Annotated in this window: 18 protein-coding genes; 7 read left to right on the plus strand and 11 right to left on the minus strand. The window is 51.7% G+C overall.

Annotated features, from left to right (window positions below):
• Window positions 1–41: 41 nt before the first annotated feature.
• On the plus strand, window positions 42–650 hold the full coding sequence (trmY, locus tag A3K92_RS02155) for a tRNA (pseudouridine(54)-N(1))-methyltransferase TrmY (protein ID WP_088884706.1): 609 nt from the start codon (window positions 42–44) through the stop codon (window positions 648–650).
• Here trmY and A3K92_RS02160 read toward each other — a convergent pair.
• Window positions 647–1,138, minus strand: coding sequence for a DUF402 domain-containing protein (locus tag A3K92_RS02160; protein WP_088884707.1), 492 nt, complete (start codon window positions 1,136–1,138; stop codon window positions 647–649). The genes trmY and A3K92_RS02160 overlap by 4 nt on opposite strands.
• Before the next feature lie 8 nt (window positions 1,139–1,146).
• On the minus strand, window positions 1,147–1,884 hold the full coding sequence (locus A3K92_RS02165; protein ID WP_088884708.1) for a sulfite exporter TauE/SafE family protein: 738 nt from the start codon (window positions 1,882–1,884) through the stop codon (window positions 1,147–1,149).
• An 88-nt stretch (window positions 1,885–1,972) separates the two neighbouring features.
• On the opposite strand from A3K92_RS02165, the gene A3K92_RS02170 reads away from it, so the two are divergent.
• On the plus strand, window positions 1,973–2,179 hold the full coding sequence (locus A3K92_RS02170; RefSeq protein WP_157722409.1) for a HepT-like ribonuclease domain-containing protein: 207 nt from the start codon (window positions 1,973–1,975) through the stop codon (window positions 2,177–2,179).
• Here A3K92_RS02170 and glyS read toward each other — a convergent pair.
• Together glyS and A3K92_RS02180 are read right to left on the minus strand one after the other, a co-directional pair.
• Window positions 2,176–3,888, minus strand: a complete 1,713-nt coding sequence (glyS, locus tag A3K92_RS02175; protein ID WP_088884710.1) for a glycine--tRNA ligase — start codon at window positions 3,886–3,888, stop codon at window positions 2,176–2,178. The genes A3K92_RS02170 and glyS overlap by 4 nt on opposite strands.
• 99 nt (window positions 3,889–3,987) lie before the next feature.
• Entirely contained in the window at window positions 3,988–6,027 is a 2,040-nt protein-coding gene (locus A3K92_RS02180; RefSeq protein ID WP_232460890.1) for an alpha-amylase family glycosyl hydrolase, read from the minus strand.
• 527 nt (window positions 6,028–6,554) lie between these two features.
• On the opposite strand from A3K92_RS02180, the gene A3K92_RS02185 reads away from it, so the two are divergent.
• Both A3K92_RS02185 and A3K92_RS02190 read left to right on the plus strand, forming a co-directional pair.
• Window positions 6,555–6,785 carry an LSm family protein gene (locus tag A3K92_RS02185; RefSeq protein ID WP_088884712.1) on the plus strand — a complete coding sequence of 77 codons (231 nt, stop codon included), beginning with the start codon at window positions 6,555–6,557 and terminating at the stop codon, window positions 6,783–6,785.
• A 19-nt stretch (window positions 6,786–6,804) separates the two neighbouring features.
• On the plus strand, window positions 6,805–6,996 hold the full coding sequence (locus A3K92_RS02190; protein WP_088884713.1) for a 50S ribosomal protein L37e: 192 nt from the start codon (window positions 6,805–6,807) through the stop codon (window positions 6,994–6,996).
• Here A3K92_RS02190 and coaBC read toward each other — a convergent pair.
• The 5 genes from coaBC to A3K92_RS02215 form a co-directional block, all read right to left on the minus strand.
• On the minus strand, window positions 6,990–8,231 hold the full coding sequence (gene coaBC / locus A3K92_RS02195; protein ID WP_088884714.1) for a bifunctional phosphopantothenoylcysteine decarboxylase/phosphopantothenate--cysteine ligase CoaBC: 1,242 nt from the start codon (window positions 8,229–8,231) through the stop codon (window positions 6,990–6,992). The genes A3K92_RS02190 and coaBC overlap by 7 nt on opposite strands.
• 168 nt (window positions 8,232–8,399) lie before the next feature.
• Entirely contained in the window at window positions 8,400–8,777 is a 378-nt protein-coding gene (locus A3K92_RS02200) for a hypothetical protein (RefSeq protein WP_088884715.1), read from the minus strand.
• Window positions 8,778–9,062: 285 nt separating this feature from the next.
• Entirely contained in the window at window positions 9,063–9,446 is a 384-nt protein-coding gene (locus tag A3K92_RS02205) for a DUF190 domain-containing protein (protein WP_088884716.1), read from the minus strand.
• Between the two features lie 4 nt (window positions 9,447–9,450).
• Window positions 9,451–9,822 (minus strand): fluoride efflux transporter CrcB, encoded by a 372-nt coding sequence (crcB, locus tag A3K92_RS02210; RefSeq protein WP_088884717.1) that lies wholly within the window; start codon window positions 9,820–9,822, stop codon window positions 9,451–9,453.
• 97 nt (window positions 9,823–9,919) lie between these two features.
• Complete coding sequence (locus A3K92_RS02215; protein ID WP_088884718.1) at window positions 9,920–10,627, minus strand: metallophosphoesterase family protein; 708 nt, start codon at window positions 10,625–10,627, stop codon at window positions 9,920–9,922.
• A gap of 88 nt (window positions 10,628–10,715) precedes the next feature.
• Between A3K92_RS02215 and A3K92_RS02220 the strand changes: the two genes are divergently transcribed.
• Window positions 10,716–11,270: a hypothetical protein gene (locus A3K92_RS02220; protein WP_157722410.1), complete on the plus strand. Its 555-nt coding sequence runs from the start codon at window positions 10,716–10,718 to the stop codon at window positions 11,268–11,270.
• A 4-nt stretch (window positions 11,271–11,274) separates the two neighbouring features.
• On the opposite strand, the gene acs is transcribed toward A3K92_RS02220, so the two are convergent.
• Window positions 11,275–12,672, minus strand: a complete 1,398-nt coding sequence (acs, locus tag A3K92_RS02225) for an acetate--CoA ligase alpha subunit (RefSeq protein ID WP_088884720.1) — start codon at window positions 12,670–12,672, stop codon at window positions 11,275–11,277.
• A 253-nt stretch (window positions 12,673–12,925) separates the two neighbouring features.
• Between acs and A3K92_RS02230 the strand changes: the two genes are divergently transcribed.
• Both A3K92_RS02230 and fen read left to right on the plus strand, forming a co-directional pair.
• Window positions 12,926–13,387, plus strand: a complete 462-nt coding sequence (locus tag A3K92_RS02230; RefSeq protein ID WP_088884721.1) for a phosphate-starvation-inducible PsiE family protein — start codon at window positions 12,926–12,928, stop codon at window positions 13,385–13,387.
• 92 nt (window positions 13,388–13,479) lie between these two features.
• Window positions 13,480–14,502 (plus strand): flap endonuclease-1, encoded by a 1,023-nt coding sequence (fen, locus tag A3K92_RS02235; RefSeq protein ID WP_088884722.1) that lies wholly within the window; start codon window positions 13,480–13,482, stop codon window positions 14,500–14,502.
• On the opposite strand, the gene A3K92_RS02240 is transcribed toward fen, so the two are convergent.
• A complete protein-coding gene (locus tag A3K92_RS02240) occupies window positions 14,503–15,405 on the minus strand; it encodes a transcription initiation factor IIB (RefSeq protein ID WP_088884723.1) in 903 nt (300 codons plus the stop codon).
• Window positions 15,406–15,420 lie beyond the last annotated feature (15 nt).

The following is a 15,420-nucleotide window of genomic DNA, read 5'->3' on the forward strand; positions in this document are numbered from 1 at the left end:
GTAGGTTAAGCCCTTTAAACCCCTTTGCCTTAGTCTCCTCCATGAGAACTTTCATAATCAAGGCAAACGAGGCCCATACGAGGGCGGATTTCAGACTAAACGATCTCCCCGGGACGAGCGGAAGAATCGACCTCCTGTGCAGGGTTCTGAACTCTGCCTTTCTCCTCTCCCACGGCTTCAGAAAGAACGTTAGGGTCTGGCTTCTCCTCTACGGCCCGCCGAATCCTCCCAAGGCAATACGGTTTGAAGGACCCAAGCTAAAGGTTCGCCTGAACCCAGACGAGAGGAGCACGGCTAAGCTGATAATGAAGGTATTAAAAGCTGGTGAAGACCTCAGGGAGCCGGGAAAAGAGATTGAGGTTTATCCGGGTCTCTACGTTAGCAACAGAACCTTTGAGGACGTAATACGGCTGACCGTGAAGAATTCCGCGCTCTACTACCTCCACGAGGATGGAAAGCCAATAGGCGAGTTGAGCTTCCCCCAGAACGTTGCCTTTGTCCTTGGAGACCATAAGGGCTTGAGCAGAGAAGACGAGGCCTTTTTGGACAACATAGCCGAGAGGGTGAGCGTTGGGAGAAAAAGCTACCTCGCGTCGCACGTTGTTACCTACGTCAACATCTTTCTTGACTCCCTCCCAAATCCTCCCTAATACCTCCAGACGATCTCCGGTGGAAACTCGCCGCGCTTAAGCTTTTCGAGTATATCTCGGGCAACTGAGTGAGCGAGGTCAAAGGTTTTCCTGTCGATCAGCCCGTAGTTCAGGGCCATTTCCAGCTCGTCTTCATCGAGGAGAAAGGCCTCGCCGTTGGGGAAGACGAAGATGTCGAGGAAAAGGTCGAGCATCTCAAGCTTGCTCCCCTCGCGTTTTGTGTAGGCTAAGACGTCAATGTAGAGGCCCTTGAAGTTCCCCTCCCTATCGTAGACCTTTAGGATGTCGTAGTTCTCCCCGACGAAGGCGAAGTAGACCATTCCATAGCCGTTGTCTATCACCTTAACGCCGTTCACTTTCAAAGGGACAAGCATTCCCTCAAAGCGGGACCTGGCGACGATGACGTCTCCCAAATCGGCTATCACTTCATCGTCCCGCTCAAGGACACGGTTTGGAATTCGCTTATAGATGAGGTGGATTCTCTTCATGGTATCCCTCAAAACAGCTCGCTCAGAAGCTTTAAGGCAGTTGCGGAGCCGATGAGAAGGTAAACCCACCTGAGATTTTCGCCCCCGAGCTTCATGGCGGCCCTCGCCCCGAGCCACGCTCCAATGCACACCGGGACGAGTAGTGGGACCATTAGCGCGTAGTCTATGTTCCCACCAAGCCCGTACACAATGGCCGCGGTGAGGTTGTTGAAAAATATGAGGGTCTTCGCCGTGCCGTTGGCCCGGAGCATATCCATCCCAAAGAATGCCCTCAGGGCGGCTATAACTATGAGCGTGGAAGCTATGCCAAGGATGCCAATGTAGGCCCCGATTAAAAAACCTGCCGCCGAGATCCCCAGCCTATGGGCTTTTTTCACGGTGAATATCAACCCCTCCGGTTTGCCTTTGAGCGAAACGTAAACGCCCGCGAGGAGGAAGAGCAGGGACACCATACCCGCCGTCCTCTCGGGAAGGGAAGCAAAGAAGTAACTGCCGGCCAGGGCGCCAAGGATGGATGAGGCGATAAGGTAGGGGGCGCTTTCAGCCTCCACGGCGCCGCCGCGGTAGTACGTCACCGACGAGACGAACGTCAGCGCTGCTATAGCTACCTTTAGCGTGCCCACGGCAGTCTGGACTGGAAGGTCAAGGAAGGTTAGCAGGGAGAATATAATGATGCTCCCGCCGCTCATGAGGGAGCCGATGAACCCCGCTATCAGAGATACCATGGACAGCAGTGCGGTCTGCATATGCTTAAGTTGGTGGAACTCCTTAAATCAGTGCCGAAAATGATGCCACCAAATAATTTTCATCCTTGGAAGTCAATAGGTGTCCATGATGAGGAGGCTAGAAGACATCGAGGAGGTTTGCGAAGACATAAGAAGAGAATACCCTACTATGCCTTGGAGACGGATTGTAGGCCTTAGAAACGTTGTTGTTCATCACTACTTCGGTGTTGACCTTTCGGTGGTTTGGGTCATCGTGAGTTCTCAGCTTGAAGAATTGAATGAGGAAATTGAGAAAATCATTGAGAAGGAGTGCTAGTTCCCGAAGATTAGCTTCTTCAGCTTTTCGGGAAGCTCCTCAATCTTTACCCGCACCTGCTCCCTCGTGTCGCGGTCGCGGATTGTGACCGTGTTGTCTTCCGGCGTCTGGTTGTCTATTGTCACACAGTAGGGCGTTCCGATTTCGTCGTAGCGGAGATAGCGCCTCCCTATCGTGTCTTTCTCATCGTAGACGGCTATGAAGCCGGCCTTCTGGAGGGTTCTGAAGACGTCGTAGGCTATGCTCTTGAGCGGCTCCTTGGCAACCAGCGGGAGCACGGCCACCTCTATTGGTGCCATGTCCTTCTTGAGCCTGAGATAAGTCCTGTCCTCCTCTATAACGAGGCTGTTCTCAAGGAGCAGGTAGAACGGCCTGTCTATGCCGAAACTCGGCTCCAAAACATGGGGCACTATCTTCTCGCCCGTTATCTTCTCCTCGACTTCCCTGATTATGAAGTCGTCCTTTTCAAGCTCGTAGCCCTCGATTGTAACCCTGCCCTCCCTTTCAAGGAGCTCCACCAGCTCGCGCTTCTTCTCCTCGTCCAAGCCCTTTATCAGCTCGTTTATCCTCTTGGCGTCCTTCTTGAGCTTCGGACCGACGCGCTTCATGTTAAGACTAACTTCAAGTCTCTTCACGATTTTTGGCTCGTCGTAGTGGATAAGAACCGTTAAGTCAGCCCCGCTCTCGCGCATGTGTCTGCTGAGGTCGTAGTCGCCGCGGTTGGCTATCCCAACACACTCCACCCAGCCGAAGCGCTCGCTGTGAATTTCCGCGTCCCAGGTGTCGCGGGAGTAGTGGGCCCTCTCTTCCGGCAGCTGCTGGCGGAACCTAATCTTGCCCTCCGGGATGCCAATGTCGAGGAGAACCCGCTTCACCATCACCATGTAGTAGGCGAAGAAGGTGTTCATGATGTAGCCCTTCTTTACGGCCTCCTCGGCGGTTATCTCAATCTCTCCAAGGTTCTTGAGCTGGTGCTCTATCGGGTAGAGCCTGAGAACCTCATCTTTAACCTCGTCGAAGTGGGGATGCTCCGTTTCGTTGGGGTTGAAGAATATCTCAGCTTCCGCCTGCGTGAACTCCCTGAGGCGGAGCATTCCCTGCCTCGGAGAAATCTCGTTGCGATAGGCTTTTCCGATCTGGAAGACGCCGAAGGGCAGTTTATTTCTCGCAAAGTTGGCCAGACGCCTGAAATTGACGAACATTCCCTGTGCAGTTTCGGGCCTTAGATAACCCTTCTGGTCCCCGTATGGGCCGATTCTCGTCTCGAACATAAGGTTAAAGTACCACACGTCGCTTAGTTCGCCACCGCATTCGGGACAGCGGATGTCGTGCTCCCTTATAAGCTGGGTGAGGTGTTCGGCGCTCATTCCCTCGGTGTCTATGCCCAAAGCCTCTTCAACGAGGTGGTCTGCCCTAAACCTTGCCCCACACTTCTTACACTCAACCAGAGGGTCAACAAACTTCTCGACGTGTCCGCTCGCTATGAAGACCTTCTCAGGGGTTATATCCGGAGTCTCGACCTCGAAGAAGCCCTCCCTCTGGAAGGCCTCCCTTATTTTCTGCTCAATTTTCCTCTTTATCGTCGCACCAAGCGGGCCGTAGTCATAGAATCCGCGTGAACCGCCGTAGATTTCAAAGCTCCCCCATGCGAAGCCCCTTCTCCTCATCAGGTCCTGTAAAATCTCGTACTTGTCAGGCTTTTCTCCCATCTCTCACCACCTGAAACTGGAGTAAGGGGATTTCATAAAAAGCTTTTGGGAACACCATCGTCAGTTTGTCAAGAAAAATGGGAGGTAGACGGGAGACTTTCAGCCTCTTTCCAGCACGAGGACGCTGATTGGGGGAACCTTGATGGTTCCGGATACAATGCCTTCGGCATGATTCTCCGGCCAGACGACCTTCCACTCGCCGAGCGGGAGCTCTAGCTCTGCTGGACTCTTCCAGCTGTTCGCTATGACGAGAACCTCGTCGTTGTGCCCCCTGAAGAAGGCCATAATTCCGCCCTCAGCGGTGTAGAACCTTATGGCGCTACTCCTGAGCGCGGGAGTTTTCCTCCTCAGCTCAGCCAGTGCCCGGTAGTGGTTCAGCACGTCTCCGTTTACCTCGTTCCACTGTATAGGGTAGCGCTGCTCGTCGTAGTGGTTTTTGTCGCCGAGAAGTCCTCTCTCGTCGCCCTGAAACGTCACGGGCGTTCCCGGAAGGGTGTAGATGAGCATCGAAAGAAGCTTGAGCCGCTGGATTGACTCGTTCGTAGGAGTGTCCCCCAGTGAACCGCCACCGAGGTCGGTGAGAACCCTCGAAGTGTCGTGAGAGCTGACAATGTTGAAGCCCATAGCGACGACGTTCTCACCGTAGCTCGCGTAATAGCGTCCCATCATCTTCATTGCCGTCTCACCGCTCAGAAGGCCCTTTGCGTAGTTCAGGAGTATGTCTCTTCCGAGGGCGTAGTTCATGAGCGAGTCGAAGCGGTCTCCTTTAACCCACTCAGGCGAGAGCTTCCATATCTCGCCGACGAGGTAGGCCTCAGGGTGCTTTTCCTTGACCCTCTTCCTCAGCTCGGAGAAGAAAGCTCCGGGGTCAAGAACCTCGTTGGGGACATCGACCCTTATCCCGTCGAAGCCGAAGTCGAGCCAGTGAAGGGCGGCACCGATGAGGTATTCCCTAACCTCCGGGTTAGTGGTGTTGAGCTTCGGCAAACTGCCAATCCCCCACCAGCCGAGATAGGCGTTTCCGTCACCCAGCTTGAAGGGCCATTGCTTGATGAAGAACCAGTCCCAGTAGGGACTCGCGTTCCCGTTCTTCCAGACGTCGAGGAAGGCAGGGTTTCCGATTCCACAGTGGTTGGGCACGAAATCGAAGATTACCCGTATTCCCCTCTTATGGGCTTCATCGAGGAATTCTCTAAGCTCCTCCTCAGTTCCGAACTTCGGGTCGAGCCTGTAGTAGTCGTAGGTGTCGTAGCCGTGGGCGCTCCCTGAGAGAGTTATCGGGTTGAGGTAAATTATCGTGACGCCGAGGCTCTGCAGGTAGTCGAGCTTCTCAGTGATGCCCTTTATGTCGCCGCCGAAGTACTGGTGGCAGCAGTGGAGCGGCGTTATCGGGTCGCTCCAGTTGGAGAGTACTGGCTTTCCAGGGTTGACCTGGTTGAACAGAAGTTCGTCATGGTCGAGGGCAGGGGCATCGTTGCTCCTGTTCCCGTCCTTGAACCTGTCCGGGAATATCTGGTAGGTTATCCCGTTGCTTACCCACTCCAGCTGGGGGAAGCGGTCAACGCCGTCGAAGCTGAAGAAGGGGTTCTTGCTCGTGTTAAGGACGGCGAACCTCTCCCCATCGACCGAGTTCAGGACGATGTAATACTTAACGGGTTCAACAACTGGGATCTCGGCACGCCACATCTCTTTCGAGTTCCACCAGACCTGGAGCCTCATCGTGTAGTTCCCTCTGTCGGTCACGAGGGTGGCAGAGCCTACCGTGCCCCTCTTCACCTCGAACCTTATCACAGTCCTGTTGTCTGCGATGCTCAGGTAAGCTGGATCGCTTGGGTCAAAGTCCACGTAGAAAGCTGCACTTCCCTCAACTATTCTCACCGCGTTCTTTCCGCCGTAGCCATCGTCGACGTAGCCGTCAGCGTCCGGATCGTAGGGCCTTCCTGTGCCGTCGTCGGACATGTCCTTAACCCACTGGCCGTTGATGAAGTACTTGTACTGGTACTTGCCGGGGCCGAGGCAGACGGTTATCGTCCACGTTCCGTTTATCTCCTTCATCGGCCACTCGCCCCAGTCGTTGAAGCTACCGCGCAGGCTGACTGAAGTCACGACCTTGTTTCCGGGGTCGTATGTGAAGGTCACGGGTACTTTACCCGAGGGGCAGCCCTTATCTGAACCTGTGTAAATCGGAGAGTAGTTGCCCTTCGGAGGTTCAAGTCCTCTCTTCGGAGGGGCTGTGATTGTAGTGGTTGGCGATAGGCTTTGGGAAGTTGTGGTTGAGAGAGGAGTTGATGTCGTCGAAGTCCGGGATTGAGACACCGGAGTTCCGGAAGAGGACGTAGTCGTTGGGCTTGTCGTAGGTGCAGTAGAAGTCGTGGTTGGCAAGGTACTTCGGGAAGTTGTGTTCACAAGACTCTCAGTTGATGTCGTAGAAATCTCGGATTGGGTTATGCAGCCGCTAGCTATCGCGGCCAGAACGAGCAGGACGAGCAAGAGGCCAGCTCTTTTCATGCTTTCACCTTAATCACCCTCAGTGATACAGACTTATATGCCTTTCTCAGATCGGGTAGTTCTGGAAGGAAGTGGAGGAGGAAAGACATAACGGAAAGAGTTATAAACCGTTTCCCTCGTTAAGGCTATGAGCTTTGATTGTTTGGAGGTGCGTGAAAATGGCGGAAAGACCACTCGATGTTATCCACAAGTCCCTCGACAAGGACGTGCTCGTGCTCCTGAAGAGAGGAGGAGAGTTCAGGGGAAAGCTCATCGGTTATGATATCCACCTGAATGTTGTCCTCGCCGGTGCCGATTATATCCAGGACGGCGAGGTCGTTAAGAGCTACGGTAAAATTGTCGTAAGGGGAGACAACGTTCTGGCGATTTCCCCCGTTGACATTGAGTGAACCCTCGTGAGGTGATACCATGGGAGCGGGGACGGCACCAAAGGGCAAGCGCAATAGGACTCCGACCCACATAAGGTGCAGGCGCTGCGGTAGGAAGGCCTTCAACGTCAAGAAGGGCTACTGCGCCGCCTGCGGCTTCGGTAGGAGCAGAAGGATGAGGAAATACAGCTGGTCTCACAAGTGGAAAAAGAAGAGGAACCTCTCCTACTGAGCTTTTTTCTTTTCTATTCTCGTACTCAATAGCTTCTCTATCTCATCCCAGAGCCTTTCTGCAAGTTCTCTCTTGCTCATTCTCGGGAGCCTCTTGTGGATGTCCCTGCCGACGAGGATAACTTCGTTTTCATCGCTCCCGAAGGCCTTGAGAGTGTTGGCCACAACTAAATCACTTCCTGCTCTGGATATCTGCTTCCGGGCCTCACTGATCAGCTCTTCTTCATTTAATCCGGTTTCTGCCTTGAATCCTACTAGAAAAACCTCCGGCTGGAGTTCTTTTATCCTGCTGATGATTTTGGGAGTCGGTTCAAGTTCAAGGGTTAGAATCCGGTCGCTCTTGATCTTTACTTTGCTTTTCTCCTTAACTCTAAAATCACTGACCGCTGCGGCCATGACAACAACATCGTACCTCTTTGAACTGAGCTCGGATTCTATGGCGTTCATCATTTCCTCAACGGTGTCCACTTCTATCTGCCTCTCTACGAAGCTTGGAACGCTGCTTCTGGTTCTTATCAGCGTTACCTCCGCCCCCCTCAGTTCGGCCTCCTCCGCCATGGCGACGCCCATTTTGCCGCTACTCGCGTTCGTTATGAACCTTATGGGGTCTATGTACTCTCTCGTTGCTCCAGCTGTGACGAGGACGCGTTTTCCCTTCAGGGGTTTGGGGTGGAGCTTTTTGATGACTCTGTAGACTATCTCATCTATTGACGCGACCTTTGCTTTCCCCTCTTCAAAACGCGGCCCTATGAACTCGATGCCAAGTTTCTTGAGCTTTTCAATGTTCTCTTTTATTATGGGATGGTCGTACATTGTGGAGTGCATCGCAGGGGCTATCATTATCGGCGTGTGAGAAAAAGCAGTTGTCACGACGGTTGTAACGGGTGTGTCGTCTATTCCGTTGGCTATCTTTGAGATCGTGTTTGCCGTTGCTGGACAGACAAGAATTAGGTCGGCTTTGTTCTCATGCTCCCCGGCCAGTTCCACATGCTCGATAAACCCGGTTATCTCTGTAACAACAGGATTTCCAGTTGCGAACTCCATGGCATAAGGATGTATTATCTTGGTCGCGTTTGGCGTCATGACTGCGTGAACCTCAGCACCGTGCCTTATTAGCTCCCTTGCCAGCTTAACGCATTCAACTGCCGCTATGCTCCCAGAAATTGCAAGCACTATCTTTTTTCCAACCAGCTTTCTGCTCTTCGAGGCATGTATAAGTTTGATGTGGTGTAGCATGATATCACCATAGAACAGTGGGGGAAGGACATTTAAAACCTGCCCTGAACTGGCTGTGCTCTCAGGGGAGACTTTACGATTATCTTAATCATGTTGGGGTCATCAACTATCTTGGTGTTTGAGGGGTCCTCCAGGGTAAAGGGGCCAATTTGAGACTTCAGGATGGCTCTAATAACGTCTTCTGAGCACTCTCTTCCCGTTATGATAGTAACCTTTGAGGGGGATCCTCGGGTCAAAGTCAAACTCCATAAAAACAACAACTGGATACCTTGAGTCCCCGATCTCCAGGGGAACCAGAAAGGCCTGATTAATTTTTTCTAGGTGTTTCTCACTATAAACTATGCTTATTTCAACTTTCTCTTTGAGAATCCTTGCAAGATCGAGGAGGGTTTCCTCCATTCCAACATCGGGAACTACAAGTCTGATTGAAAAAGTCTCCCTATCTTCGTTTAGAAAGAGCCAGCGAATAAAAATCCCTTTCTCAACCAGGAGGTCCATTACAGTGTTCAGTGAATTTACTGGTATTTCAAAGTCTAGCTCTGGCATTAAGCAACCCTCCTGCTTTGCTAGTTCTTTTTAAAATATTTTAAAACTTTTGTCTTTGATTTTCTTGTAACAAATATATAAAGAAAACAGTACAAAACGTACATCTTCTTCCACTCAGTTCTCCCGGAGGGTCGGGCCTTATTTACAGCACGGTGATTTAACCCCCATATTCAAGACGGGGGTGCCCCCCGCTTGTTAAGTTTTGGTCTTCATCGTATATAAGCTTTTTCCCGAAAATTGTGGGATTTTTAATATTTGCTAAAAACTTTTCCAATTTGATAAAAATTATTCAAGATCTCTGACTGCGTCTTCTTCGAACTTTTTAATTTCCTCTTTTGTGCCCACCCACACGACTATAACCGGCTCCACGGTTATCATTCCATCCTTAATCATGGGCTTTATCTCGCATATCGCCTTCTCTATTTTGTGTCCCCTATCAACGACTTCGATAACTACCGGAAGATCCGTTGAGAGCCTCATTATGTCCGCCGAGTGAACCCTGCTCTTCTTTCCAAACCCGTAGATTCCTCGATACACTGTGGCGCCTGCCATCCCCATCTCGCGGAGTTTCTCAACTATGGCCTTGTAGAGGGGTTTTCCATTCCAGCTGTCGTTCTCTCCTATGTAAATTTTAAGCCTGAGTGTGTTCCAGTGCTCAACCTCAACCATTAGATCACCTCCTGGCCAGAACAAAGCCCACAAAAACTAGGGCTATCGTTATTATAACGTTTGCCAGAATGTTTAGGGTTGCGAGTAGATATTCCCGGTCGCGGATTAGAGAGAAAGTCTCGTATGAAAACGTTGAAAACGTGCTTAAAGCGCCACAGAATCCCGTTCCAAAGAAGGCCCTCCATGAGCTGGGTACATCAATCCCCCAGAACAGGAGACCGTAGATATACCCCAAGAGCAAGCTGGCCGCACTGTTTACCATCAGCGTACCCAGAGGGAAGCCTTTGTAGACTGGGAGAAGCCCCGAGATATAGAATCTGAAAAGGGCTCCAAGTGCTCCTCCTGCAGTTATTGCCAGTATTATTCTTAGGTTCATAGTGTTCACCCCTGCTTCAAAATCCACGTCAACTCGTCAATAACGGGAGGCTTAAAAAATTTTGAGTGAATTTCATACTAACTCAAAACTTCACCCGTCAATAACCCTCGAAAAGCCTCTCGGCCAGAAACCTTGGTAGGCCCGCCTCAATTATTTTTCTCGCAGCCTCTTCAACGTCGTATTCAACGCGGTGGAATTCCACGTTGTCGGGGGGCTCTTCTTCCGTGTCAATAGTCGCATAACTTGCCCTCCAGTCACCGTCGCGGGGCTGGCCTACCCCACCGGGGTTGATTATCCTCCTGCCGTCTATGACTTTCAGCATCGGAACGTGGGTGTGACCCACCAGCAGGTCGTCCTGCCTGACGTAGCTCAGAACTGCCTTGAACTCGCTATCGGGGAGCCATGGGAAGAGGTACTCATCAAGGGGTGCCCTAGGGGAGCCGTGGATTAAAAGGTAGCTCCGCCCCCTATCGTCAGTGAAGAGCTGCCTCACGGGGAGCCTTCTCAGAAATTCAAGGTTCTCGATGCTCATTACCCGCTGGTGCCACCTCACAGCTTCCCTCGCGTAGGGGTTGAAGCCCCAGTCGGCACCGAAAGCGACAGCGTTGTCGTGGTTTCCGCGAACGCAGAGGAAAGTTCTCTTTTCCATCTGCTTTCTCACGAACTCAACGACCTCGTTTGGAGAAGCTCCGTAGCCCACTAAGTCCCCCATGCAGAGGATTGCATCGGCTTTCTTAACTTCCTTCCAGACGGCTTTAAGGGCTTCCCAGTTTGAGTGGATGTCTGAGATGAGGGCGATGATCATGGTATCACCAGTTTAGTGTCTGGTATAATAAACTTAACCCTACTTGGAAAACGTTATTAATGCTAATGCATTTCTCTACTAGGGGAGAATGGTGAGTAAAGTACGAGAATGGATTGCAGAAGTAACTATTAAAGAGGCCATCAGAGGGATAATGTATTTCATATTTGCTGCAGTAGTACCTGCTGCAGTAGCAGTATTGTACCATAACGAGACTTTGAATTACATGATGATAACTTTGATCAGTGTAATTTTTATCATTTTGGTATTTTGGCTAATTCGAAAAGAGAACCAGAGGAGACGAGGAGGTATTTATTTCCCTTGCTTTCCGATGGATGAAGAAAGTTTGAATCATATAAAGAATATCAAAGAGTTTGGGGTTATATGGCCAATCTACATAAACCCCATAGAATATCTTGATCCAGATATCACCCTAGGAATTCGCACTCCCCACTTATACATTGGACGGCCCAAATGTCCAGAATGTGGCGCAGAACTAGAAGAAAAAAAGAGAAGATTGGGAAAAAGATACTTATGGAGTTGCCCCAATCCTCAATGCTCTTTTAAAAAAGACAGTGAAATAAGCATGTGCGTTGCAAAGAAAAAGGTGGAAAAGATACACCTAAAAAGGCTCCCAATAGGATGAATGTTTACTCCTTCTTCTGCTTTGCCTTCCACCTGCTCCAGCGGTAGAGGGCCGCCAAAGCCTTTATCGCCCTCTCCGGCTCTGGATAAGCCGGAATGCCCTCCTCGTTGAGCCTGTCAATAGCTTCTTTGGCCTCTATTCCGCCGACGATGGCAACGACGAGCGGCTTCTTCCTTCCGCTCTCGTTGTACTCGCGTATCACTATGTCCGCTAAGTCCCTCGGGTCGAGAACGGCAGTCTGGCAGTAGAGGACGGCTATGCTGTGCATATCGGGGTGGGCGAGTGCATCTCTGATAGCTCCTTCATAGCTCTCGGCCCCGGCCATACCGGTCAAGTCAACTGGGTTCTTGTAGCTTCCGAAGGGCGGCATGTGGTTTGCAAAGACCTTGAGCTCCTCCAGGTTGTCGTAGAGGTGCAGGCCTGCCTCCTCAGCGGCATCTGTGGCCATAACACCTATTCCACCGCCGTTGGTGATTATGACGAGGTTCTCGCCGGCAGGCTCAGGCAGGTTGCTCAAAGTTCTCGCATAGTCGAAGGCCTCTCCGATGGTGTAGGCCCTTATTATGCCCGCCTGCTTGAAGGCCGCGTCGTAAACCTTGTCGCTTCCGGCCAGCGAACCGGTGTGTGAGGCGGCCGCCTTTGCACCGCGCTCGCTCCTTCCGGCCTTGATGATGACTATCGGCTTTACCTTGCTGACCTTCTTTGCAGTCTCCATGAACCTCCTTCCGTCCTTGACACCCTCCATGTAGATGAGGATGGCCTTGGTGTTCTCGTCCTCCTTGAAGAACTCGAGCAGGTCGGCATCGTCTATGTCACTCTTATTTCCAACACTGACGACTGCCGAAAGACCGACTTTCTCAAGTATAGTCCAGCCCATAAGGGCTATTCCCAGAGCCCCGCTCTGGCTGATAAGAGCAAGCGGTCCGGGGAGAACGTCCGTTGGACCAAAGGTGGCGTTGAGCTTCTCGGGTGTGTACACAACGCCGAAGATGTTCGGGCCCAGGATTCTCATACCGTATTTTCTTGCGGTCTCGACGAGCTGCTGCTCGACCTTCTTGCCCTCCTCACCAAGCTCGCCGAAGCCAGAGCTGATTATCGGAAGAACCTTGACACCCTTCTTTCCAGCCTCCTCAACGACCTGTGGGACGAACTTGGCCGGGACGACGATGACAGCCATGTCAACCTCGTCGGGAACGTCGAGGATGCTCTTGTAGACGGGGAACTTCCTTCCGCTGATCTCTATCTCCCCGCCCTTTACGTTGACGGCGTATATCTTGCCCTCATAGCCGTACTCAACGAGGTTCTTCATAATGGCATAGCCTATCTTCCCGGGCTTTCCTGAAGCGCCTATAACTGCGACGCTCCTCGGCCTGAAAAGGGCTTCAATGTTTGGGTCAGCCATTTTTATCACCTCGGATGACATTCACGCTTTTACGTCTGTAAAAGGCAGTTAAAACCTTTCCCTTCTCTTTTTGCCGATGAGAAAATCGACGGAAGTTAAAATCAAAAAAGAATTTGTGATCAAGAGTTTTTGGCCAACCTAACTCAAATTGAGTCTCGGCAGGTTATACCTTTTACTGGAAATTGCTCGGAGTGTTGGTGTTGGAGTGAGAAAATCTTTAAAAGCGAACTAACAAAAAAATTAGGGTGATCTAATGGCAATACTACCTAAGCCCAAGAAAGAGCTAACGCCGCTTGAAAGCACTGCCCTCAAGTGGATGAACTTTTCTTTCGACCTGGTTGTGATAGTCTTAGCCCTTCTAACGATGGCCTATGTGATCTACGCGATATACGACCTCATTGAAATCATGTTTCATGGTTTTGACGTCGAGGAGGCGCTTCACGAGTTCCTGCTCGTCATCATACTCTTGGAGCTGTTTGAGCTTCTCACCCTCTACATAAAGGAGCACCACGTTAGCATGCGCCGTGTGGCCGAGCTGGGCGTGGTTGCCATAGTGAGGAAGCTCGTGATAACAGTTGATTACAAATCCCTCGGCTGGGAAGTCATGCTTGGAATGGCCGCCCTGATATTTGTCCTTGGCTGGATATACGTCCAGGAAAGGCGGAGGGTTTCAGAGGAGGAGAAGTTCATCGTCGAGCATGGGCTGGACCGATGATGACCCTTCCCCTCCCCGAGCGGTGAGGAGCAATCCGGTAGGCTGAGGCAAAGGCTAAATACTTCCCTTCCCTATCTTTTTCGGTGGTGAGCATGGGAGTTCAGATAGGTGAGCTTGTGCCAAGGAAGGAGATCGAACTTGAAGCTCTCTACGGGAAGAAGGTTGCGATCGATGCCTTCAACGCCATGTACCAGTTCCTCTCAACGATAAGACAGCGCGATGGAACTCCTCTAATGGACTCGAAGGGCAGGATAACCTCCCACCTCAGCGGCTTCTTTTACAGGACGATCAACCTCATGGAGGCCGGAATAAAGCCCGCCTACGTCTTCGACGGAAAGCCGCCGGAGTTCAAGAAGAAGGAGATAGAGAAAAGGAGAGAGGCAAGGGAAGAAGCCGAGGAGAAGTGGTACGAGGCCCTTGAAAAGGGTGACTTGGAGGAAGCGAAGAAGTACGCGATGAGGGCAACCCGCGTTAACGAGCAACTCATAAACGATGCCAAAAAGCTTCTCGAACTGATGGGGATTCCAGTCGTGCAGGCGCCGAGCGAAGGTGAAGCTCAGGCCGCATACATGGCCGCCAAAGGAAAGGTCTACGCCTCCGCCAGTCAGGACTACGATTCGCTCCTCTTCGGCGCGCCGAGACTTGTAAGGAACCTCACGATAACGGGAAGGAGAAAGCTCCCCGGAAAGAACGTCTACGTCGAAGTGAAGCCCGAACTCATCGTTCTGGATGAGGTTCTCAAGGAGCTCGGCATAGACAGGGAAAAGCTGATAGAGCTGGCGATTCTGGTTGGAACCGACTACAACCCCGGCGGGATAAAGGGTATCGGGCCCAAGAAGGCCCTGATGATAGTCAAGAGAACCAAAGACCCGCTCAAGAAATACCAGAAGGAGAGCGACGTTGACCTCTACGCTATAAAGGAGTTCTTTCTCAACCCGCCTGTTACCGACGACTACGAGCTGAGATGGCGCGAACCCGACGAGGAGGGGATTCTGAAGTTCCTCTGCGACGAGCACGACTTCAGCGAAGAGCGCGTTAAAACCGGCCTTGAAAGACTGAAGAAGGCGGTAAAGAGCGGAAAACAGAGAACACTTGAAAGCTGGTTCACACGGTAGTCAGGTCGTGGGGACCTTCAGGTTCAGTTTTTCGACCAGTTCTTTGTACCTGTTTCTTACCGTTACTTCCGTGACCCTTGCCACCTCGGCAACTTCCCTCTGGGTTCTGCGCTCTCCTTCCATCAAGCCCGCTATGTAGAGAGCCGCCGCAACCAGGCCAGCGGGGCTCTTTCCACTTGTTAGTCCTCTATTGTAAGCTTCCTCGAGCAGTTCTATAGCCCTCTTTCTGACCTTTTCACTCAATCCCAGTTCGTCCGCAAATTTATTGACGTAGTCGCTGGGCTTGACGAAGAGCTTCTTGGGAGTAAGGTTTAGGTGCCTCGCTATGAAACGGAAGCTCCTTCCTATCTCTTTCTTATCTACTTTTGAAACCTCTGCTATCTCGTCCAGAGTGCGTGGTATTTTGAGAAGCCTGCAGGCGGCGTAAACACAAGCAGCTATGACGCTCTCTATGGACCTTCCCCTGATGAGGCCTTTTCTAACTGCCTCACGGTAGAGCCTTGCTGCCTCTTCCTCGACGTGCCTCGGGAGGGCTAGATGGCTTGCCAGTCTGTCCAGTTCGCTTAGGGCGAAGGCGAGGTTTCTCTCGGCGGCGTCGCTCACCCTGAGCCTGGACTGCCACTTCCTGAGACGGTACATTTTCTCCCTCATTAAGCCCGTGAGGGAGCGGTCAATGCCAATGTCAGTGGAGAGTCCTTTATCATGGAGAAGAATGCTTTCGGGAGCACCAACGCGCGCCCTTTTTTCTCGCTGTGCGGGGTCGAAGGCTCTCCATTCGGGGCCCTCATCTACAACGTTCTCCTCGATAACGTAGCCACACTTGGCGCAGACGATTTCCCCCCTACTGGGGTCGTATATAAACTCTGTGGAGCCACAAACAGGACAAACCCTTCTTTTTTCCACCCCAACACCCCCACG

It is taken from the genome of Thermococcus gorgonarius (assembly GCF_002214385.1).
Classification (GTDB): Archaea; Methanobacteriota_B; Thermococci; order Thermococcales; family Thermococcaceae; genus Thermococcus; species Thermococcus gorgonarius.